This is a genomic window from Pseudomonas sp. ADAK21 (assembly GCF_012935735.1).
Lineage (GTDB): Bacteria > Pseudomonadota > Gammaproteobacteria > Pseudomonadales > Pseudomonadaceae > Aquipseudomonas > Aquipseudomonas proteolytica.
In genome coordinates this window covers 4,748,929-4,768,551 of record NZ_CP052857.1, presented here as the reverse complement: position 1 = coordinate 4,768,551, position 19,623 = coordinate 4,748,929, and the positions used below count along the sequence as shown (strand labels likewise).

At 62.2% G+C, this 19,623-nt stretch carries 19 protein-coding genes; 13 read left to right on the top strand and 6 right to left on the bottom strand.

Features of this window, described 5'->3' with window-relative positions; all coding sequences use genetic code 11:
• Positions 1-9 precede the first annotated feature (9 nt).
• Positions 10-2,019, bottom strand: coding sequence for a TonB-dependent receptor (locus HKK57_RS21635; RefSeq protein ID WP_029293809.1), 2,010 nt, complete (start codon positions 2,017-2,019; stop codon positions 10-12).
• A gap of 326 nt (positions 2,020-2,345) precedes the next feature.
• Here HKK57_RS21635 and HKK57_RS21630 point away from each other — a divergent pair, with 326 nt between their 5' ends.
• The 8 genes from HKK57_RS21630 to kynB all read left to right on the top strand — a co-directional run bounded on the left by HKK57_RS21630 (position 2,346) and on the right by kynB (position 9,242).
• Positions 2,346-3,164 (top strand): helix-turn-helix transcriptional regulator, encoded by an 819-nt coding sequence (locus HKK57_RS21630; protein ID WP_237150452.1) that lies wholly within the window; start codon positions 2,346-2,348, stop codon positions 3,162-3,164.
• A gap of 33 nt (positions 3,165-3,197) precedes the next feature.
• Positions 3,198-4,289, top strand: a complete 1,092-nt coding sequence (locus HKK57_RS21625; RefSeq protein WP_050492808.1) for an aminotransferase class I/II-fold pyridoxal phosphate-dependent enzyme — start codon at positions 3,198-3,200, stop codon at positions 4,287-4,289.
• Positions 4,290-4,395: 106 nt separating this feature from the next.
• Positions 4,396-5,559, top strand: coding sequence for a molybdopterin-synthase adenylyltransferase MoeB (moeB, locus tag HKK57_RS21620; RefSeq protein ID WP_070995689.1), 1,164 nt, complete (start codon positions 4,396-4,398; stop codon positions 5,557-5,559).
• A gap of 10 nt (positions 5,560-5,569) precedes the next feature.
• A complete protein-coding gene (locus HKK57_RS21615; RefSeq protein WP_029293800.1) occupies positions 5,570-5,983 on the top strand; it encodes a M67 family metallopeptidase in 414 nt (137 codons plus the stop codon).
• 21 nt (positions 5,984-6,004) lie between these two features.
• Positions 6,005-6,277, top strand: a complete 273-nt coding sequence (locus HKK57_RS21610; protein ID WP_029293797.1) for a MoaD/ThiS family protein — start codon at positions 6,005-6,007, stop codon at positions 6,275-6,277.
• 24 nt (positions 6,278-6,301) lie between these two features.
• Positions 6,302-7,156: a tryptophan 2,3-dioxygenase gene (locus tag HKK57_RS21605; RefSeq protein WP_029293795.1), complete on the top strand. Its 855-nt coding sequence runs from the start codon at positions 6,302-6,304 to the stop codon at positions 7,154-7,156.
• Positions 7,157-7,179: 23 nt separating this feature from the next.
• Entirely contained in the window at positions 7,180-8,565 is a 1,386-nt protein-coding gene (locus HKK57_RS21600; protein WP_029293793.1) for an FAD-dependent oxidoreductase, read from the top strand.
• 20 nt (positions 8,566-8,585) lie between these two features.
• Positions 8,586-9,242, top strand: coding sequence for an arylformamidase (gene kynB, locus HKK57_RS21595; protein ID WP_070995688.1), 657 nt, complete (start codon positions 8,586-8,588; stop codon positions 9,240-9,242).
• Between the two features lie 52 nt (positions 9,243-9,294).
• Here kynB and HKK57_RS21590 read toward each other — a convergent pair whose 3' ends face one another.
• Positions 9,295-9,813, bottom strand: a complete 519-nt coding sequence (locus tag HKK57_RS21590; RefSeq protein ID WP_169390736.1) for a cysteine hydrolase family protein — start codon at positions 9,811-9,813, stop codon at positions 9,295-9,297.
• Between the two features lie 181 nt (positions 9,814-9,994).
• On the bottom strand, positions 9,995-11,443 hold the full coding sequence (pdxR, locus tag HKK57_RS21585; RefSeq protein WP_169390735.1) for a MocR-like pyridoxine biosynthesis transcription factor PdxR: 1,449 nt from the start codon (positions 11,441-11,443) through the stop codon (positions 9,995-9,997).
• An 85-nt stretch (positions 11,444-11,528) separates the two neighbouring features.
• Between pdxR and HKK57_RS21580 the strand changes: the two genes are divergently transcribed.
• Both HKK57_RS21580 and HKK57_RS21575 read left to right on the top strand, forming a co-directional pair.
• On the top strand, positions 11,529-11,975 hold the full coding sequence (locus HKK57_RS21580; protein WP_169390734.1) for a GNAT family N-acetyltransferase: 447 nt from the start codon (positions 11,529-11,531) through the stop codon (positions 11,973-11,975).
• A complete protein-coding gene (locus HKK57_RS21575; RefSeq protein WP_169390733.1) occupies positions 11,972-12,643 on the top strand; it encodes an FMN-dependent NADH-azoreductase in 672 nt (223 codons plus the stop codon). Before HKK57_RS21580 ends, HKK57_RS21575 begins: the two co-directional genes overlap by 4 nt.
• Here HKK57_RS21575 and HKK57_RS21570 read toward each other — a convergent pair.
• The 3 genes from HKK57_RS21570 to HKK57_RS21560 form a co-directional block, all read right to left on the bottom strand.
• Positions 12,582-13,934 (bottom strand): SLC13 family permease, encoded by a 1,353-nt coding sequence (locus HKK57_RS21570; RefSeq protein ID WP_029293786.1) that lies wholly within the window; start codon positions 13,932-13,934, stop codon positions 12,582-12,584. The two genes, HKK57_RS21575 and HKK57_RS21570, sit on opposite strands and share 62 nt — an antisense overlap.
• 205 nt (positions 13,935-14,139) lie before the next feature.
• Entirely contained in the window at positions 14,140-14,934 is a 795-nt protein-coding gene (gene scpB, locus HKK57_RS21565) for a methylmalonyl-CoA decarboxylase (protein ID WP_169390732.1), read from the bottom strand.
• The gene (locus HKK57_RS21560; RefSeq protein WP_169390731.1) at positions 14,931-16,145 is read right to left on the bottom strand and encodes a CaiB/BaiF CoA transferase family protein; all 1,215 of its coding nucleotides are present in this window, start codon (positions 16,143-16,145) and stop codon (positions 14,931-14,933) included. The genes scpB and HKK57_RS21560 overlap by 4 nt, the downstream gene beginning before the upstream one ends.
• A gap of 122 nt (positions 16,146-16,267) precedes the next feature.
• Here HKK57_RS21560 and HKK57_RS21555 point away from each other — a divergent pair, with 122 nt between their 5' ends.
• From HKK57_RS21555 to HKK57_RS21545, 3 genes are all read left to right on the top strand, one after another.
• A complete protein-coding gene (locus HKK57_RS21555) occupies positions 16,268-17,185 on the top strand; it encodes a LysR substrate-binding domain-containing protein (protein WP_169390730.1) in 918 nt (305 codons plus the stop codon).
• Positions 17,186-17,272: 87 nt separating this feature from the next.
• Positions 17,273-18,196, top strand: a complete 924-nt coding sequence (locus HKK57_RS21550; RefSeq protein WP_169390729.1) for a LysR family transcriptional regulator — start codon at positions 17,273-17,275, stop codon at positions 18,194-18,196.
• 109 nt (positions 18,197-18,305) lie between these two features.
• A complete protein-coding gene (locus HKK57_RS21545) occupies positions 18,306-19,478 on the top strand; it encodes an MFS transporter (RefSeq protein WP_169390728.1) in 1,173 nt (390 codons plus the stop codon).
• Positions 19,479-19,623: the final 145 nt, after the last annotated feature.

Here is a 19,623-nt window from a genome sequence, read left to right as displayed (position 1 = left end):
TTCCCTTGTTTACATGTCGAACGTCAGGCGCAATCCCAACTCCCGAGGGGGGCTGTACACGTCCACGAAACCATTCTGGTAGCCCACGGCGTCGTAGCGTTTGTTGGCCAGGTTGTTGACGTAGGCGCTGACTTCAAAACGCTCGAAGCTGCGCCCCACGTCGAGGTCGATCAGGCCGTAGCCGGCGCGGCGGTTGCTGTTGGCCGCGTCCAGGTAGGTGCGGCTGACGGCGCTCAGGTTGAGCTGGGTGTACCAGCGGTTCTCGGCGTCGTAGCGCAGGCCCAGGTTGCCGGTCAGGTCCGGGGCGAAGGGGTTGTGATTGCCGGAATAGTCATTGGCAGCATCGGTAAACGTGTCGAAGCGGGTGCGGTTGAGGGCCACGGCACCCTGGAGCTTCCAGCCCTCGCCCAACAGGTAGTCGGCTTGTAATTCCAGGCCACTGGAGCGCGCGGACGCGGCATTGGCGATGTACACCACGCCGGGGGTGAGCATCTGCTGGACCTGCATATCATCGATATCCATGGTGTACAGGGCCACCGAGTACAGCAGGCGACGGTCAAGGGCACCGCCCTTGAGGCCGATCTCCCAGGAGCGGACTTTTTCCGGGGCGTAGGCCGGGTAGTTGGCGGCCGGGCTGAAGGTATTGAAACTGCCGGCGCGGAAACCATCGGCAACGCTGGCATAGACGAAGGCGTCGTCCATCCATTCGTATTGCAACGCAACCTTGGGCGAGAAGCGCTTCCAGGACGCATCGCGGGAGTCGCCGCCCTGCGGGGTAAAGCGTACGAAGTCACGTTCGGCGCGACCGCCCAGGGTCAGGGTCCAGCGCTCGGCCACAGGGATCATCCAGTGGCTGAACAGCGCGGCGCTGTGCCCTTGCAGTTTGGCGCTGTAGGGCAGCAGGCGCATCGGGGTTTTTTGCTCGCCGCCCAGGTCGTGGCGGTCGCGGTCGAAGTACACCCCGGTAACCCATTGGCTGTCGCCCAGAGTGCCCTCCACGGTGAACTGCTGGGACAAGGTATTGAAGTGGTTATCACGCCCGATATGCAGGGCGTCGGCGGGGCGAAAGTCGGTGTCCTGCAGGACCCGGTCATAGAAGTCGCTGTTGCCGGTCACCGAGCGAAACTTCAAGCCCGAAGCCAGTTCGGTGCTCAGGTCCAGGGACACGCTGCGCGCGCTGGAATGATCCCAGCCACGCACACCAGAACTGACCCGCGTGCGCCGGGTACCGGATGCCCCCCATTGAGCTGCGCCGTCGTCATAGTCCTGGCGCGAGTAACGCAGGATGGCCTCGGAGGTGTCATTCGGTGTCCAGCGCAAGGCCATGCGGCCGCCGTGCTTCTTGCGGTCGTCGGCCTGGCCGCCGTGGTAGCGGTCATCGATAAAGCCATCCTGCTCGCTCCAGTTACCGGTGACCCCAAGGAACAAGCGGTCCTCGACCAGCGGACCACTGAGATCGGCGCGCGCTACGCGCTTGTTGCGGCTGCCCAACTCGGTGGAGAGCCGGGCGTGGGGGGTGTTATCCGGGGCGCGGGTATAAATGTTCACAACCCCGGCTTCGGCGTTGCGTCCGTACAGCGCCGATTGCGGCCCACGCAGCACCTCGACGCGTTCGATGCCGAGCATGTCATGGTCAAAACCCTGTGCCATGAACGTCGGAACGCCATCGACCATCATCAGCGCCGATGAAGAATAAGATGCAAAGTTGGAGCTGATACCGCGTACCACCGGTGGCTGAATCGCCGATTGGCCGAAGGGCTGAAAGCCAAAACCCGGCACCCGCCGCAACACGCTCGGCAGGTCCTGCACATGTTCACGCTCCAGGGTCTGGCCATCGAACACACTCATCGCCGCCGGCACCGACTCGGCACTCTGGGACAAGGCATTGGCGGTCACGGTGATCGCCGGCAACTCTTCCTGCGCGTTGGCCGGCGGGGCCGTAACGACCAACAAGGCGGCCCATAGCGATGTACTTTTTCCCCAGGCGTAACGACCGGCCCCAGGCTGATTGACGTTCATTTGATGCGCTCCCAAACGTGCTCATTGGTTCAATGGCAAAAATGGTATCAGTCGCGCAAAATGATAATGATTCTTGTTTGTATGCCATTCAACGAATTTCGTATGGGTTCCGGCGCGACCTATTCCACCCTTTTGGGAATAGCTCTAACGTGTGGTCAATCCCGACGAGACAACTCGAGATAACAGTGATGCTAGAAAGGATATCGGCTAGACAGGCTTACCCGACCACGCGGTGCCAGACCCAGGACTGGGTGGCTTATCGGCTGCCCTCACAGGTGGGTGAATGCCACTTCGAACGGCACCTGTTGGAACCAGGTTTGAGCCTGGTGCGCTCACGCTACATGCCCCATGCCGACCTGGTGGAAACCAGCCATCAGGAAACCGAACAACGCACCCTGGTGATCACCTTCGGTTTACGCGGCGAGTCCGAATATTGCGACCAGCACGGCAACCGAGTGACCTTCAAGGCCGGCCAGACTTCAATCAACAGCTTTCGCGATGGCCGTGGCGAGCGACGCTTCAGCGCTCGCCAGGATGTGCAACAGCTGCGCCTGATCGTCAGTGAAAACACCCTGGCCGACTACATAGGCGAGGAGCGCTGCGCACAGTTGCTATGCGAGGCCCACGCCCCCAACAGTGGCCTGCGGCAGTTGACCTTCCATGCCAACACCAGCAGCAGCCGTGCGCATATCCAGGCCTTGACCCAACTGAAAGAAATCAACAACCCGGACAAACTGGGCCTGCGCATCCATGCCCTGAGCCTGCTATCGGAGCAGTTGCAGATACTCACACCGGCCACCGCCACCCAGCGCCGCCTGAGCGATCCTGAGCAGGACAAGCTTGAGCGGGCGCGCCAGATCATCTTCGCGCAGATGGCCCAACCCCTGACCAACCATTACCTGTGCAGTTGTGTGGGGCTTAGCGAATTCCGCTTGAAGGACGGTTTTCGCCGGTACTTCGGCGTGACGCCGCGACGCTGCCTGTTGGAAGCGCGGATGCACAAAGCCTGGCAATTGCTCGAAGCCGGCCGGCAAGTCGCCGAGGCGGCCTATAGCGTCGGCTATTCGCACCCCAGCAACTTCAGCACGGCGTTCAGCCAGTTTTTCGGGCGCACACCCAAGTCGGTGTCGGGCACACGTAATTGAGCACGCTCCCTTATTTCAGGACGTACAACCCAGATGAAATTCTCCAACTTCTTTAGAAACAGCCAGCTCTTCTCGCCCCAGAGCGCCAGCGTCGGCAGTGGCAGCCAGGGGGCAAGCCGCGTGGTCTACCTGAACTTCAACGAGTCACCCTTCGGCCCCCTGCCCCCGGCCCTGGACGCTGCGCGCGACAGCCTGCCGGGCTGCGGGCGCTATGGCTTCGGGGCGATCGACCAACTGCACCAGGCACTGGCGCTGGAGCTGGCGGTGCCGGCGGATCACCTGACCCTATACCCAGGCTCCAACCGTGCCCTGCACTATGCGGCGGCGACCTTTACCGGGCCCGGCCGCTCCCTGGTCGTGGCCACCCCGGGCTACCCGATCTGCGAATTGGCGGCCCGACGCGCAGGGGCAGACGTCCATAAAGTGCCACTGCGCAAGGACGGTGCCCACGACCTGGCTCGCATGTGCGCCGTCGAAGACGCCGGCCTGATCTACCTCTGCAACCCCAATAACCCCACGGGCACCATTACCCCGCACAACGCCATCCTCCAGGCCTTGGCGCAGAAGCCCGGGGACGCGGTCTTGCTGGTGGACGAGGCCTACCTGCAGTTCTGCGATGAACCCTCGATGTTGCCCTGGATCGAGCAACGCGCGGACCTGATCGTGCTCCGCACCTTCTCCAAGATCTATGGCCTGGCGGGCCTGCGGATCGGCATGGCGATGGCCCAACCGCAGACCTTGCAGCGCATCACCACCCTGCCGGCAGATGACGTCTCGATCACCGCCGCCCAGGCTGCGCTGGCCAGCCTCGGCCATGGCCACCAGGTAGCGCAGCGCAAGCAGGCGATTATCCGGGCGCGCAACGAAACCATCGACTGGCTGCAATCACGGGACATTCCATGCACGCGCTCGCAGTCGAGCTGTTTCATGATGAAAGTCGGCGAACAGGCCCCGCAGATTATTCAAACCCTGGCGGACAACGGCGTGCATATCGGCCGTACGTGGCCCGAAGCCCCGGAGTGGGTGCGCGTCACCGTGGGCAGCCTGGAGGAAATGGAGGTATTCAAGTCGGTGATGAGCCTCACCGTTTGCGCGCACCATCACGGGCTCTTCTACCCGATCTGAACATTCGTTAATCAGTAGAACTTTTTTAACTGCAAACGCCTGCGCCACTCGCTGATCAAGGTGCGGACTTTTCTCATCCAAAATTTCATTCAAGACAGGAACAGTCATGCAACTTCCACCCTTGGTAGAAGCCGGCGCCACATTAAGTGCCAGTGAAATAAGCCGTTATAGCCGGCATCTGTTATTACCGGAAATCGGCCTTGAGGGACAACAACGCTTAAAACACAGCCGAGTCCTGGTAATTGGTGCCGGCGGCCTCGGCTCGCCGACGTTGTTGTACTTGGCGGCGGCCGGCGTTGGCACCCTGGGCATCATCGACTTCGATGTCGTGGACGACTCCAACTTGCAACGACAAGTAATTCATCGACTTGCAGAAATCGGCCAACTCAAGACGCAAAGTGCCAAGCGTACTTTGCAAGCGCTCAATCCACACATCCAGATCAACTTGCATAACGAACGGCTGGACAACGACAACGCCGTGGCGCTGTTTTCCAACTATGACTTGATGCTCGACGGCACCGATAACTTCGCCACCCGCTACCTGGTCAACGACGCCTGCGTGCTGGCGCGCAAGCCGTATGTCTGGGGCTCGATCTATCGCTTCGAGGGCCAGGCTTCGGTGTTCTGGGAACAGGCCCCCAGCGGGGGGATCAACTACCGCGACCTGTACCCCGAGCCGCCCCCCGCCCATCTGGCGCCGTCGTGCTCGGAAGGTGGTGTGTTGGGAGTGCTCTGCGCGTCCATCGGGGCGATCATGGCTACCGAGGCGATCAAGCTGATCACCGGCATCGGCAACTCCCTACTCGGACGCCTGGCGGTGTACGACGCCCTGGAGATGAGCTATCGCTTCCTGCCCTTGCGCCCGGCCCCCCAGCGCCAGCCCATCACCGCGCTACTGGACTACCAGCACCTGTGCGGCCTGGGCAGCACAGCGCCCCCCGCCAGCGTGCCCAGCCTGGATGCCCATGCCCTGCAGGCCCTGCGACTGAGCAAGCAGCCCCTGCAATTGATCGATGTGCGCGAAAAAAACGAGTGGGACATCCTGCATATCCCCCAGGCGCAACTGATCCCGATGCAGCAGATGCTCAGCGGTGCGCACACCGCCCAGCTCTCGCCAGACGCCGAGATCGTCGTGTATTGCAAGGCCGGCAGCCGCTCCCGGACGGTGGTCCAGGCCTTGGCCGAGCAAGGTTTGCGTAACGTGCGCAGCCTCGAAGGCGGAGTGCTGGCCTGGGCCGCGGCCTATGCGCCGACACTGCCGGCCTACTGAGGACCCGCTTATGTTGCTGCTCAGCCAAGACATCATCACTGCGATCTTTGACCAGGCCCGCCAGGCGCACCCACTCGAGTGCTGCGGCATCATCGCCGCGGCCATCGACAGTGAGCGCGCCACACGCTTGATCCCGATGACCAACAGTGCCTGCTCCCCGGTGTACTTCGCCTTCGACCCACGGCAACAACTCCAGGTCTGGCGCGAGATGGATGCCCGCGATGAAGAGCCACGGGTGTTCTATCACTCCCATACCGCATCGCGGGCCTACCCCAGCGCTACCGATATCGAGTTCGCCACCGACGCCAACGCCCATTACCTGATTGTGACTACTGCGGACTACGACCCGCCGCTGCGCAGCTTCCGGATTGCCCAAGGCTGCGTCAGCGAAGAAGAAGTACGTGTCGAAACACCGCCCTATTAACCCTCCACGGAGTTCCATCCCATGAAGATCACTGTCCCCACCCTGATGCGTAACTTGACCGCCAACCAGAAAACCGTCGAGGCCCAAGGGCAAACGGTCAGGCAAGTTATCGACGCACTTGAGCAGCAGTATCCCGGCATCGCGGCGCGCCTGGTCGAGGGTAATAAAGTGCATAAGTTCATCAATATTTATATCAACGATGACGATATCCGCTTCTTGCAAAGTCTCGACAGCGCCGTCGCCCAACATGACCAAATCACCATCTTGCCTGCCGTCGCCGGCGGATGTTTTTAATTCCCCCCGGGGAGGAATAATTCCATGTGCCCTTGCCCCTACATGCACCAAGCCAAACCCCAACAGTGGCATGACGCCAAACTGGACTTCGCCGAAAGCATGAGTTACGGCGATTACCTGGGACTGGATAAAGTGCTGGACGCACAAGTTCCACGCTCCCAACAACATAACGAAATGCTCTTTATCATCCAGCACCAGGCCTCGGAACTGTGGATGAAGTTACTGTTGCATGAACTGCGGCACGCCCGCCAGTTGATCGATCAGGGCCAATTGGCGGGCAGTCACCGGGTGCTGGCCAGGGTGTTGCGGATCATGGAGCAGATGGTCAGCTCATGGGCGATCCTCGCGACCCTGAGCCCCATGGAGTTCATCAGTTTTCGCTCGGACCTGGGCAATGCCTCTGGCTTCCAGTCCTATCAGTACCGTGAGATCGAGTTCATTTTCGGCAATAAAAACCGCGCCATGCTTCTTCCACACCAGCACACCCCGCAGATCGCCAAAAACCTTGAACAGTGCCTGCACACCCCGTCGTTATACGACGCGATCATCCAGCAGATGACCCGCCAGGACCTGCCCATCTGCGCACTGCGGCTGGACGCCGACCCCAGCGAGCCGACCCGCAGCGATGCTTCGGTGGAGGCCGCATGGGTCCAGGTCTACCGCCAACCGGAGCGCTACTGGGACCTGTACCAGTTGGGCGAAAAGCTGATGGATATCGAAGACGCCTTTCGCCAATGGCGCTTTCGCCACGTCACGGTGGTCGAGCGGGTCATCGGTTTCAAGAAAGGCACCGGCGGCACCGAAGGCGTCGAGTACCTGCGCAAGATGCTCGGCACCGTGCTGTTCCCTGAACTCTGGAGCCTGCGCTCAAGCCTCTGACCCCTCCCCCACGAGAATTCGCCATGACTGCTACAGACAACGCTCGTCAAGTCACCATTATCGGCGCAGGGCTCGCCGGAACCCTGGTCGCGCGCCTGCTGGCCCGCAACGGCTGGCAGGTCAACCTGTTCGAGCGACGCCCCGACCCGCGCATCGAAACCGGCGCCCGGGGGCGCTCCATCAACCTGGCGCTGGCCGAACGAGGCGCCCATGCCTTGCGTTTGGCCGGGCTAGAGCGCGAAGTACTGGCAGAAGCGGTGATGATGCGCGGGCGCATGGTGCATGTGCCCGGCACGCCCCCCAACCTGCAGCCATACGGGCGTGATGACAGCGAGGTGATCTGGTCGATCAATCGGGATCGCTTGAACCGCATTTTGCTCGACGGCGCCGAAGCGGCCGGCGCGAGTATCCACTTCAACCTGGGGCTCGACAGCGTGGACTTTGCGCGCCAACGCCTGACCCTCAGCAACGTGTCGGGGGAGCGCCTGGAGAAACGCTTCCATCTGCTGATCGGCGCCGATGGCTGCAACTCGGCGGTGCGCCAGGCCATGGCCAGCGTCGTCGACCTGGGCGAGCACCTGGAAACCCAGCCCCATGGCTACAAGGAACTGCAGATCACTCCCGAGGCCAGCGCGCAATTCAACCTGGAGCCCAACGCCCTGCATATCTGGCCCCATGGCGACTACATGTGCATCGCCCTGCCGAACCTGGACCGCAGCTTCACGGTGACGTTGTTCCTGCATCACCAGAGCCCGGCGGCACAACCCGCCAGCCCGTGTTTTGCGCAACTGGTGGATGGGCATGCCGCGCGAAGGTTTTTCCAGCGCCAGTTCCCCGACCTGTCACCGATGCTCGACAGCCTGGAGCAAGACTTCGAGCACCACCCCACCGGCAAGCTCGCAACCCTGCGCCTGACCACCTGGCATGTCGGCGGCCAGGCCGTGCTGCTGGGCGATGCGGCCCATCCCATGGTGCCGTTCCATGGCCAGGGCATGAACTGTGCACTGGAAGACGCCGTAGCCCTCGCCGAACACCTGCAATCGGCCGCCGACAACGCCAGCGCACTCGCGGCGTTCACCGCCCAGCGCCAACCCGATGCGTTGGCGATCCAGGCCATGGCCCTGGAAAACTACGTGGAGATGAGCAGTAAAGTGGCCAGCCCCACCTACTTGCTGGAGCGCGAACTGGGCCAAATCATGGCCCAGCGCCAACCGACGCGTTTTATCCCGCGTTACAGCATGGTCACCTTCAGCCGCCTGCCCTACGCCCAGGCAATGGCTCGCGGGCAGATCCAGGAGCAACTGCTGAAATTCGCAGTGGCCAACCACAGCGACCTGACCTCGATCAACCTCGACGCCGTGGAGCACGAAGTGACCCGCTGCCTGCCACCCTTGAGCCACCTGTGCTGAGCCTTCCAGGAGCGCCGTCAGTGCCTACGCGCAAACTCTTCGATATCAGCCCGCCGATCACCACGGCCATCGCCACCTGGCCCGGCGACACCGACTACCAGCAGGAGCCCGTGTGGGTGCTGGATCATCAATGCCCGGTAAACGTCGGCAAGATCACCCTTTCCGCCCACACCGGGGCCCACGCCGATGCGCCACTGCACTACAGCAACAGCGGCGCCGCCATTGGCTCGGTGCCGTTGGAGCCTTACCTGGGGACCTGCCGGGTGATTCATTGTTTCGATAGCGACGGCCTAGTCCGGCCGGCCCAGCTTTTGCCACACCTGGCCCAGGCGCCCGAACGCATCCTGTTGCGCACCTATCGCCACAGTGACCCCTGCATTTGGGATCAACACTCCACGGCGATTGCCGTGGCTGCCATCGAACTCCTGGCCCGCCACGGAGTAAAACTGGTGGGCATCGACACCCCCTCGGTGGATCCGCAGCACTCCAAGACGCTGGATGCGCATCACGCGATCCAGCGCCATGGCATGGCCATTCTCGAAGGGTTGGTATTGGATGAGGTGCCGGCCGGCGACTATGAGCTGATCGCCCTGCCCCTCAAGTTCATGGCGCTGGACGCGAGCCCGGTGCGGGCGGTGTTGCGCAGCTTGCCAACGCAGGCGCCGCGCAGCGGTTAAATCACCCGCGCTGCTGGAACCACGCTGCGCGGTACCCAGCTCTTGGCGGCTCCTAGAAACACCATTCCTCAGCCCGGACCACCCGGCAGAACGGCCCGTCGAGCGTGGCATTGTGGTGCGCGACGATGTCCTGGGCGTTAATCTCTGGCGTGTCTGAACAGCTATGGCCGTCGGCGATGAGTACGGCGTCAAAACCAAGATCGCGTGCTGCACGGCAGGTGCTGTCGACGCAGTATTGAGTTTTCAGCCCAGTGATCACCACGCCCGTAGCACCGCAGGCGCGCAAATTGTCCGCCAGGCCAGTTGATGCAAAGGCGTTGGGCCGCTGTTTATCGAACACCGTTTCATCACCCAGCAGCTTCAATTCCTGCACGACTTCGGTCAACGAGCTACCGGGTTCGATGGCTGAACCCACCGGCCCGGTGTGGCGGGCGAGAAAAACCGGCGCGCCCGCGTTGCGCGCCTTGTCCATCAAGGCGTTCACCGTGTCCAGCAGCGCTTCGCAGCGCCATGGCTTTTGCGGGCCGTGAACCAACCCCACTTGCATATCGAGTACTAAAAGGGCGTACATAGGTGCATCTCCTTGCGTGTGAACCAGCGACACAAGGGCATGAAAAAAGGCCCTGTCCATCGCTGGCGGGCCTTTGAAGTTCGTTGGCTATTGGCTCACGACACCTCGCACGCTCCGCCTTCAGCGGTGGTGGTGGTCGTGGTCGAGGTCGAGGTCGAGGTCGAGGTCAGGCAATAGTCGGTCATGGGTCGACACTAGCACAGATCTTCTCGGGATCGTGTGCACAAACCGGGATCACTTGAGCCAATCGAAGCGCCACCGTCGCCGCCTGCTCGGCAGTGGCGATGTTGGTAAAGCCCAGTACCAACCCGTGCCTGGGCTTGGCCTCCAGGTACCACTGTGACAGTGGCTCGACGGCGATACCAATGGCCCGGGCACGTTGGGCCAGTTCAACATCATCGCCGTCGCGCAGGCCCGCGATCAGGTGCATGCCGCCGGCCTGGGGGTTGATCGACAGGCGTTCGCCAAACTGTTGTTGCAGCGCCGCGACCAGCCACTGGCGGCGGCGGGCGTAAAGGGTGCGCATTTTTTTTAGGTGCCGTGCAAAGTGACCCTCGCAGAGGAACGCGCTGACGGTCGCCTGGAGGAGCTGCGGGCAGTGATTATGCAAACGATCCGCCTGACGGGCAAAGGCCTCGCTCTGTGCCTGCGGCACCACCAGATAGGCCAGGCGCAGGCCTGGAAACATCACCTTGCTGAAGGTCCCGGTGTAGAGCACGCGGCCCTGCTGGTCAAGGCTCTTGAGCGCAGGCAAGGGCTTGCCCTGATAGCGGTACTCACTGTCGTAATCATCCTCGATGATCCAACTGCCCTGGCGATTGGCCCAGTCCAGGAGCGCCAACCGACGCGGCAGTGACAGCGACACTCCCAGCGGGCTCTGGTGGGTCGGCGTGACCACAGCAAAGCGCGCATCCGGGCAGCGTGCAATGCCTTGGGCGACGTCCAGCCCCTGGTCATCCACGGCCACCGGCACCAACTGCGCACCGGCTTCGAGTAACGCGTTGCGCGCCATGAAATAGCCGGGTTCTTCCAACCAGCAGCGATCACCGGGATGCATCAGCGTGTGGCTGATCAGGTCCAGGCAGGCGCGATAGCCCGCGCACACGAACACCTGCTCCGGGCGGCAGGTAATCCCTCGGGAAATCCCCAGGTAGCTGGCAATGGCCGCGCGCAAGGGTGCATGGCCGCGCGGGTCCGGGTACACCAGACCCTCAAGGCCAGCCTGGCGCAGTTGACGGCCTGCCAGCCGGGTCCAGAGTTTGCGCGGAAAGGCATCGAGTGCGGGCAGGCCCATCTGCAGCGCGAGCGGCAGCGCCCCGCTATGATTGGGCAGGTACGGCGCCGCAACAGGCGGCGCGTGAACGATGGATGAGGAAACCGCCGCCAGTTGGGGGCTGACAATTGTCCCGGCGGCCCCCCGAGCAATCAGGTAGCCCTCCCCGATCAGCAGTTGGTAAGCCGCCTCAACGGTGCCACGCGCCAGGTTCAATTGCGCCGCCAACGCGCGAACGGCAGGCACGCGGTCCCCGGGGCGCAAGCGGCCATCGGCGATGGATTCGCGAAATCGCTGGTAAAGCTGGCGATAGATCGGCGCACTCTGGCTTCGGTCGAGCGTGAAGGGAGGAATCATGGCCTAGTCATTTATGCACTTTTCGGCCCTGTAGCTTAAGTCATCGTGGCGCTAAGGTCTGCCTTCTCTCTACGGCGTACACCCTATGGCTTATACACTGCGACACCTGGCAGACCCGCAGGCCTTCGAGGCCAGTTTCGACCTTATGCGCGTGCTGCGGCCCCATATCACCGAGCCGGCGAACTATGTGGCGCAGCTGCTGCGCCAAACCGCACAAGGCTACCGTTTATTGGCCGCGTGGGACGCTGGGCGGGTGGTCGGCCTGGCCGGTTATCGCGAGTTGGAAAACCTGCTCTACGGGCGCTTTATCTACGTCGATGATCTGGTGGTGCACCCAGATCTGCAGCGCAGCGGCCTGGGCGCACGGCTGCTGGACGCCGTTCGCGCAGAGGCCGTGCAGCACGATTGCGCCCATTTCGTGCTGGACACCGGGCTGCATATGCCGCTGGCCCAGCGTTTTTACTTTCGCCAAGGCCTGCTGGCCCACGGCATGCACTTCACCCAAAGTCTTCAGACAGAGAATCAGCCATGAACAGTGTTCTATTGATCAACGCCAGCCCCAATGGCCAGGTTTCCCATGCCAACCAATTGGCGTTGGAGTTGGTGGATGCCCTGCGCCAGCAGCACCCCAGGCTTGAACTGGTGGAGCGCGACCTGGGCACTCACCCGCTGCCGCCACTGGGCATGGACTACGCCCGTGGGCTGGCGACAACCACGCCGCTCGATGCACCGGTATTCGAGGTTTCCGAAGCGCTGATCCGCGAACTGGAACGCTGCGACATCCTGCTCATTGCCACCCCGATGCACAACTTCACGCTGCCCGCTGCGCTCAAACTGTGGATCGACTACGTGCTGCGCATCCATCGCACGTTCAGTTCAGGGCCCGAGGGCAAGACCGGCCTGCTGAGCAACCGCCCAGTGTATGTACTGGTCGGCTCCGGCGGTTTTCACCAGGGCGAAAAGGCACGGCAACCGGACTTTCTGACGCCCTACCTGCGCCAGGTACTGGGCACGCTCGGGTTGCTCGACCTGCACTTCACCTACCTCCAGGGCCTGGTGTTCGGTGAAGAGAGGGTTCAGGCCACGGTCCAGGACAGCCGTGCGCGACTGGCCCTGGAGCCGCTGTTCAACTCGCTCGTCAAAGCACTCCGGGCACCACCAGGGTCAACCACGCAACACACGGCCCCACAAGGGCAATGACCGCGCTGTAGATCAACAGGCTGCGCAACACCTTTTCACGCTCCTGCGGCGGTGTATTGGCAACCACCAGTGCGCCATTGGTGGAGAACGGGCTGGTGTCGACGATAGTGGTGGAAATGGCGATGGCCGCGACCACGCCGACTGCACTGATATGGCCCTGGCTCAGGAATGGCACGGCCAGGGGAATGATCACTCCCAGCAATGCGGTGGACGAGGCGAAGGATGAGATGATCGCGGCGGTAAAGCACAGCAGCAACGCCACCAGCAACGGCTCACCCAGGCCGGAGATGCCATGGGCGACATAGTCAATGGTGCCGATGGTCTGCATCACGCCAATGTAGGTGATGATCCCGGTGATCAGCAGCACTGTCGACCAACTGACCTTGTCGATGGCCGCCTTCTGTGCCGTGGGCGCGAACATGGCCAGCACCACCGCGACCGTCATCGCCACCAGACCGATATTGAACTTGAACACCAGGGCCGAAATCGCCAGGGCCAACAACCCGATCAGTGTCGACAGCTTGGCCCCGTCCAGGCCGCTGACGGCCTGCAGCGGTGCGCCGGCGCCTGTCAGGTCAGTGCGGTGATAGGCCGGGGACGCCGGCGTGCCGCCATGCCCGAGAATCGCCAGAGAGGCGCCCGCCGTATGCAAGGTGGGGCCGAACGCGACCGGTGCCAGCGACAGGCGTGCGCTGCGCAAACCACCGAACACGACGAAGACCACCATGGCAATCCCCAGGTTGAACAGCAAGCTGGTGATGAACAACGTGAACGGCGCATAGGGCAGCCCGGAGGACGCCACGATCTGATTGGTAATGCCACCGAAAATACTCACGGGCGAGAAGCTGCCGCCCTGGGCGCCGTGAATCACCATCAACCCCATCAGCACCGGATTGATGCGGTACTGCACGGCAAAGTTCAGCGCAATCGGCGCAAGAATCGCCGCCACCGCCGGGCTCAGGGCACCGAAACCGGTGAGCAATGCCGCCACCACGAACATCACCCAGGGGATCCAGGCAACGTGTCCACGCACCATCAACACGGCGCGCTCGATCAGCCAGTCGATGGTGCCGTTGTTCTGCGCGATGCCGAACAGGTAAGTGACCCCCACCAGGGTGAGAAACAGGTCACTGGGAAAACCGGCAAAGATCGTCGCCGGGGTCATTTCCAGGATCACCGAGCCGACCACAAAGGCCGCCGCAAAGGCCAGCGCGCCCATATTGATGGGCAACACGCTGGCGATGCCGAAGATGACCACCAGCACCACAATCGACAGAATTTCATTGTTCATTGCAATCTGACTCCCCGCAGTCGGACGGCCCCGCAGGTACCGTCCTTGTTATTGTTTTTTCGGGATGTGGCGCGGGGGGCTTGTCCTCCGCTGGGCTGCATAGCAGTCACAAAACCTTGTGCCTCGGCCTACTCGGTAGCCCTTATTGGGGCTGCTGCGCAGCCCAACGGGGGACGAGCCCCCTCGCCACAGGGGCGGTGTTCAATTAGTTGCCGCTGAACACCGCCGGCCGGCGCTCGGCAAAGGCTGCCAGGCCTTCGCCAAAGTCGGCGCTTTCGCAGGCCTGGCGGCGCAGTTCGGCGATCTGTTCCATGGCCTGCACCGGCATCGGTTGCAGGTCTTCGAGGATGCGCAGTTGTTCCTTGACTGCCGCCACGGCCAGCGGCGCTTTGCTGGCAATGCCTTGCGCCAGTTCCACAGCGGTGGCTTCCAGCACATCGCTGTCGACCAGGCGGTTGACCAGGCCATAGCGTTCGGCGCGTTGCACATCAAGCTTGTTTGCCGTGAAGAACAGCTCTTTGAGCACATGAATCGGCAAGTTGTGGAAAAAGCGCAGCAAACCGCTGGTGGTGTACGGCAAGCCAATGTTCACGGGGGTCATGGCGAAGCTCGCGCTGTGATCTGCCACGACCATGTCGCAACTCATCACCAGGTCCACTGCGCCACCCCATACCGAGCCGGACACCAGGGCAATCACCACCCCGGGATAGGCGCGGATGCTGCGCAATACGCGCTCGAGCGGTTTGCCGTAGGCAATCGGGTCGCGGTCGTGTTGCAGTTCACGGATGTCGTGGCCGGCACTCCACACCGACTGGCCGACTTCGCTGCCCAGGATCACCACCGGGATGCGTTGCGCCGCCAGGGCCGCGAGGCTCTCGTCAAGCGCCTGCAGCAACTGTGCGCTGAGTGCATTGCGGTGGGTGGGATTGCTGAAGACCAGCCGCGCGATGCGTGGGTCGACCTGCTGGACGGTCACGGTGGCGCAAGACGTTGGATTCATGGTGCGGTTCCTGTTGTTTGGGCACAGTCTTGGAACACTACTTGCGCGGCGAGCAGTGCGTTGATCGATGCGGCGTCGAAACCCGCTTCACGCAGTACTTCGACGGTGTGTTGCCCCAGCAGTGGCGGCGGTCGGCTGGCGGCGCCGGCGGTGGCGCCAAACACCGGGGTCACGACCTGGCGCAGTGCGCCGAGTGTGGGGTGCGTGAGGGTCTCGGTCAGTTGGCTGTGCAATACCTGGGGGTCGGCGAAAACCTCATCGAGGGTATTGATGGGGCCAGCGGGTAAACCGGCGTCGACGAACATGGCCGTCCATTCGCGCTTGCTGCGGGTTTTCAAGCGGCTCTCCAGAATGCCGCGCAATTCGTCACGCCGTTCGACACGCGCCTCGTTGGTGGCAAAGCGCGGATCGTCCGGCAGCCCGGGCAACTCCAGCAGGACACACAGGCGCCCCCACATGGCTGAAGTAATCGGTGCCAGATTCAGCGGGCCATCCTGGGTCTGGAATACCCCGTAAGGCGCAATCACTGAATGGGCGTTGCCGGTGCGCCGTGGCACATCCCCCAGGCTGAGATAACGTTGGCCGTGCACACTCAACAACCCCACCAGGCTGGCCAGCAGCGAGGTGCTGACATGTTGGCCACAGCCGGTGCGCTCACGCTCCAGTAGCGCCGCCAGCACCGCCGTCACCAGCCACATGCCCGAGGTCAGGTCGCCGATGGCGGTGCCCGTGCGCGTCGGGTCGCCATCGACGAAACCGGTCAGGCTCATCAGGCCCGAGTAGCCCTGGGCGATCTGGTCGAAGCCTGGCCAACTGCTCATCGGCCCGTCGGTGCCAAAGGCATTGATGCTGCCCATCACCAGCCGTGGATTGCGGGCGCTGAGCACTTCATAGTCCAGGCCCATGCTGTGCAGCGTGCCGGGTTTGAAGTTCTCGATGACGACGTCGGCGCCATCGATCAAGCGCTGGACGGTGGCCAACCCCTTGGGGTTGCGCAGGTCAATGCACATGCCGCGCTTGTTGCGGTTGCAGGATAAATAGTAGGTGCTCACGCCGCGGTCGAAGGGGCCCCAGGTGCGGCTCATGTCGCCCGTCGGGCCGGGCTCGATCTTGATCACATCAGCCCCCAGGTCTGCCAGGACCATGGTGCAGAACGGTCCCGACAGCGCGCGACTCAGGTCGACGATTTTCACGCCTTGCAAAGCTTGCATAGGGTTCTCCAGTGAAGAACGCTTGGTGGGTTGTGGTCCGAGTCTAGGCGCCGTATCTCATAAACTAAAAATATGATATTCCTCTGCTCTCATCGGAAAATCATATGGCTCAAGAGGTACCCATGGACCTGCGCCAACTGCGCTACTTCATCAAGGTCATCGAGTGCGGCAACATTACCCGCGCCAGTGAAGCGCTGCATATTGCGCAGCCCGCAATCAGCCAGCAGATGCGCAATCTGGAACTGGACATGGGTATGCCGTTGCTCGAACGCAGCGTGCACGGCGTAGTCGCCACGGCGGCCGGGCAGACCCTTTACCGGCATGCCATCGAGCTGCTGCGCCAAGCCGATGGCACCCGGGAACTGCTGCGCCAGGACGCCGACTTCCCGCAGGGTAAAGTCTCGGTCGGCATGCCATCGAGTACCGCACGCATGCTGGCCATTCCCTTGGCGCGCGCGATTGGCCAGCGATATCCCGGCATAAAGTTGGAGTTGATTGATGCCCCCAGCGCCGAGCTTGGGCGCCTGATCACCGTAGGGCGGGTGGCACTGGCAGTGAACGTTGATGTGGTCGAAACCCGGGGCATGGCGTACCAGCGGCTGTTGACCGAAACCCTGTACCTGGTGGCGTGGCCGGCGTTTGAACTGCCCGATGAACCGGTCTCCATCGAGGCCTTGGCAAACATGCCGCTGGTGCTGCCTTGTGCGCCCAATACCATTCGCAATCGGGTCGAGTTTGCCCTGCAGGAGGCCGGCCTCAAATGCGAGGTTGAGTTTGAAGCCAACTCCACCGACCTGTTGTTCTCAGCCGTCAAGGCGCAGTTGGGTGTCACGATCCTGCCGTGGGCAGCGGCCCACGCCGAGTTGGTGCAACACCGGCTCAAGCTGGCCAGGATCGATCATCGACTGTTCAAGCGCGATCTTTCACTGTGCTGGCATGACACTGTGGTCGAGAGCAACGCGGTACAGAAGGTCAAGGCAACCATCATTGAGCTGTTCGAGGCGTTCGGGCGCCAGCCGGGGTGGGCGGACGGGCAGTGACAAGAGGCTGGGGCTCGACGCGGGCGAATAAACGGTACCATTGCCGCGCCTGGCCCACTGATCGGTTCAAATGAAGGAACAGAAGACATGATCGAAACCCGCCTGCTGCGCCAGTTCATTGCCGTGGCTGAAGAGCTGCACTTTCATAAGGCGGCGATCCGCCTGCACATGGCTCAACCGCCGCTGAGCCAGGCCATCAACCGCCTGGAGGGCAAGCTGGGGTTCAGTCTGTTCAACCGCAGCAAACGCGGGGTAAAACTGACCCCGGCCGGTGACGCGTTCCTGCACGCCGCCTACAGCACCCTCAAGGAACTGGAGCTGGGCATCGAACACGCTCGCCAGGTGTCCGAAGGGATCGCGGGCAAGCTGACAGTGACCGCCGTGTCGATCACCTACTATGAGTCGCTGCTCAATAGCCTGCGGCGGTTCCGCGAACACTTCCCCAAGGTGCAATTGATCATCAAGGAGATGCCCTCCTCCAGCCAGGCCAAGGCGATTGTGGCGGGAGAAGCCGACATTGCCTTCATGCGCAAATTGCCGATTTCGGCGCAAAACGTCGAGTCGCGCCTATTGCTGGATGAAGAGATCGTGATGGCGCTGCCTGCCCACCACCCCAAGGCGGATGCTGGCCAGATCGATTTGCGGCACTTTGCTGGCGAAGACTTCGTGTTCACCCCCCAAGCCCTGGGCACTGGCTATCACAGCCAACTTATCGCCCTGTGTGAAGCCGCCGGCTTTTACCCCAGGGTGGTACAGGAGGCCGCCCAGATCCATACCTTGATCGGCCTGGTGGCCTGTGGCTTCGGGGTCGCGTTGGTGCCTGAATCGATTGCCCACTCAATCATGCGCGACAAGGTCGTGTTTCGGCGGATCGGCCCCGTGGGCGCGACCCCCAACCCGACCATCGGCCTGTATATGAGTTGGAACACCGACAACCCATCACCGTTGCTGGACAGTTTTATCGCCATGCTCGATTTCAATCCTGCCTCGGTGCCATCGACCAGGGGTTAGTCGTCGTCAAAGGTATCAGGCAGAGACTTTTATAGTATTTCCCAGCGGGTGAGCGGCGCTCCATCATCCCCTAAAGCCTCGCTCGCCCTCCTCCCGTCACTGAGTTCTTATGCCTGCCGTCATCTACATTTTTTCACTGTGTACCTTCACATTCGGCTTGTCCGAATTCGTCGTCGCCGGCCTGGTATCGGCAATCTCCCTCGACCTGCACGAGTCCATCTCGCAAGTGGGCTCGGCCATCGCGGCCTACGCCCTGGGTGCGGCCATCGGCGCCCCGGTCATCACCGCCATGCTGGCCACTTGGCGCGACAAAACCGTGTTGCTCCTGACCATCGCCGTGCTGGCCACCGGCAGCGTAGTCATCAGCCTGGCGGCAGATATCGTGACCCTGCATGGCGTACGCTTCGTTATCGGCTTGGCGCACGGTGTATTCATGGCCGTGGCCTCCAACGCCGCGGTCAAGCTGGTTGACCCGCTACGGGCCGGGCGTGCGCTATCACTGGTGTGGATTGGCCTGACCCTGTCAATCGCCTTTGGCGTGCCGATCGGTACCTTTTTCGGCAGCTACTGGTCATGGCGCATGGTATTCCTGGCAATCGGCGGCCTGGGCTTGATCAGCACCCTGGGCCTGATTCTGCTGATGCGCCAGCCACCCGCCGACGCACTGCACAAAGACCACGGCCTGAAACAAAGCCTCGCCGCCCTGCTGCAGCGCGAACTGTTGATGGCTGCCAGCATCGCAATGCTGGTGAGCGTGGCGACTTTCTCATTTTTTACCTTTGTGTCGCCGTTCCTGCTGGAGATCACCCGCGTTCAACCACAGGTGCTGAGTTTTGCGATGCTGGTGTTCGGTGTCTGCTCCATCCTTGGCAACGTGCTGGGCGGTTACCTCGCGGATGCATTCGACGCCGACCGATGCCTGCTCGGCGGGTTGAGCGCATTGATGTTCAACCTCTTGGGTTTGTATGTGTGGGGCGACTCGATCATCGCCACCTTGATGCTGGTGGGGCTGTTGGGGGTGGTGTTCTTTGCCATTGTGACCCTGTCGACCCTACGTTTGCTGCGCCTGGCACACCAGCATATTCCCCAATCCAGTGCAGTGGCTTCAGGGCTCAATATTGCCGCGTTCAACCTCGGCACTGCGCTGGGTGGCATCGGGGCAGGCTGGGTGATCAGCCAGTTCGGGCTGGCCTATATACCCATTGCGGGTGCCGGCGCGGCGTTAGTAGCCATGGGCGTGCTTGGGCTGCAGATGAAGCCCAAAGCAGCCGCGGACAATTGAGCAGTCCCCGCCACCCACCGGTTTTGTAGGAGCTGCATTGATTGCATTGATGATGACTATCAAACCGACCGGCCTGTTTAATTGCCAACGCTGATTCCTATAATCGCCTCCACATTCTCCCCCGGCCTGGCTTCAGGCTGCATTC

Bases quoted from the DNA above. Each gene is read 5' to 3' on its own strand.
- HKK57_RS21635 (WP_029293809.1), bottom strand. From the start codon at position 2,019: ATGAACGTCAATCAGCCTGGGGCCGGTCGTTACGCCTGGGGAAAAAGT.
- HKK57_RS21625 (WP_050492808.1), top strand. From the start codon at position 3,198: ATGAAATTCTCCAACTTCTTTAGAAACAGCCAGCTCTTCTCGCCCCAG.
- moeB (WP_070995689.1), top strand. From the start codon at position 4,396: ATGCAACTTCCACCCTTGGTAGAAGCCGGCGCCACATTAAGTGCCAGT.
- HKK57_RS21615 (WP_029293800.1), top strand. From the start codon at position 5,570: ATGTTGCTGCTCAGCCAAGACATCATCACTGCGATCTTTGACCAGGCC.
- HKK57_RS21610 (WP_029293797.1), top strand. From the start codon at position 6,005: ATGAAGATCACTGTCCCCACCCTGATGCGTAACTTGACCGCCAACCAG.
- HKK57_RS21605 (WP_029293795.1), top strand. From the start codon at position 6,302: ATGTGCCCTTGCCCCTACATGCACCAAGCCAAACCCCAACAGTGGCAT.
- HKK57_RS21600 (WP_029293793.1), top strand. From the start codon at position 7,180: ATGACTGCTACAGACAACGCTCGTCAAGTCACCATTATCGGCGCAGGG.
- HKK57_RS21590 (WP_169390736.1), bottom strand. From the start codon at position 9,813: ATGTACGCCCTTTTAGTACTCGATATGCAAGTGGGGTTGGTTCACGGC.
- pdxR (WP_169390735.1), bottom strand. From the start codon at position 11,443: ATGATTCCTCCCTTCACGCTCGACCGAAGCCAGAGTGCGCCGATCTAT.
- HKK57_RS21580 (WP_169390734.1), top strand. From the start codon at position 11,529: ATGGCTTATACACTGCGACACCTGGCAGACCCGCAGGCCTTCGAGGCC.
- HKK57_RS21575 (WP_169390733.1), top strand. From the start codon at position 11,972: ATGAACAGTGTTCTATTGATCAACGCCAGCCCCAATGGCCAGGTTTCC.
- HKK57_RS21570 (WP_029293786.1), bottom strand. From the start codon at position 13,934: ATGAACAATGAAATTCTGTCGATTGTGGTGCTGGTGGTCATCTTCGGC.
- scpB (WP_169390732.1), bottom strand. From the start codon at position 14,934: ATGAATCCAACGTCTTGCGCCACCGTGACCGTCCAGCAGGTCGACCCA.
- HKK57_RS21560 (WP_169390731.1), bottom strand. From the start codon at position 16,145: ATGCAAGCTTTGCAAGGCGTGAAAATCGTCGACCTGAGTCGCGCGCTG.
- HKK57_RS21555 (WP_169390730.1), top strand. From the start codon at position 16,268: ATGGACCTGCGCCAACTGCGCTACTTCATCAAGGTCATCGAGTGCGGC.
- HKK57_RS21550 (WP_169390729.1), top strand. From the start codon at position 17,273: ATGATCGAAACCCGCCTGCTGCGCCAGTTCATTGCCGTGGCTGAAGAG.
- HKK57_RS21545 (WP_169390728.1), top strand. From the start codon at position 18,306: ATGCCTGCCGTCATCTACATTTTTTCACTGTGTACCTTCACATTCGGC.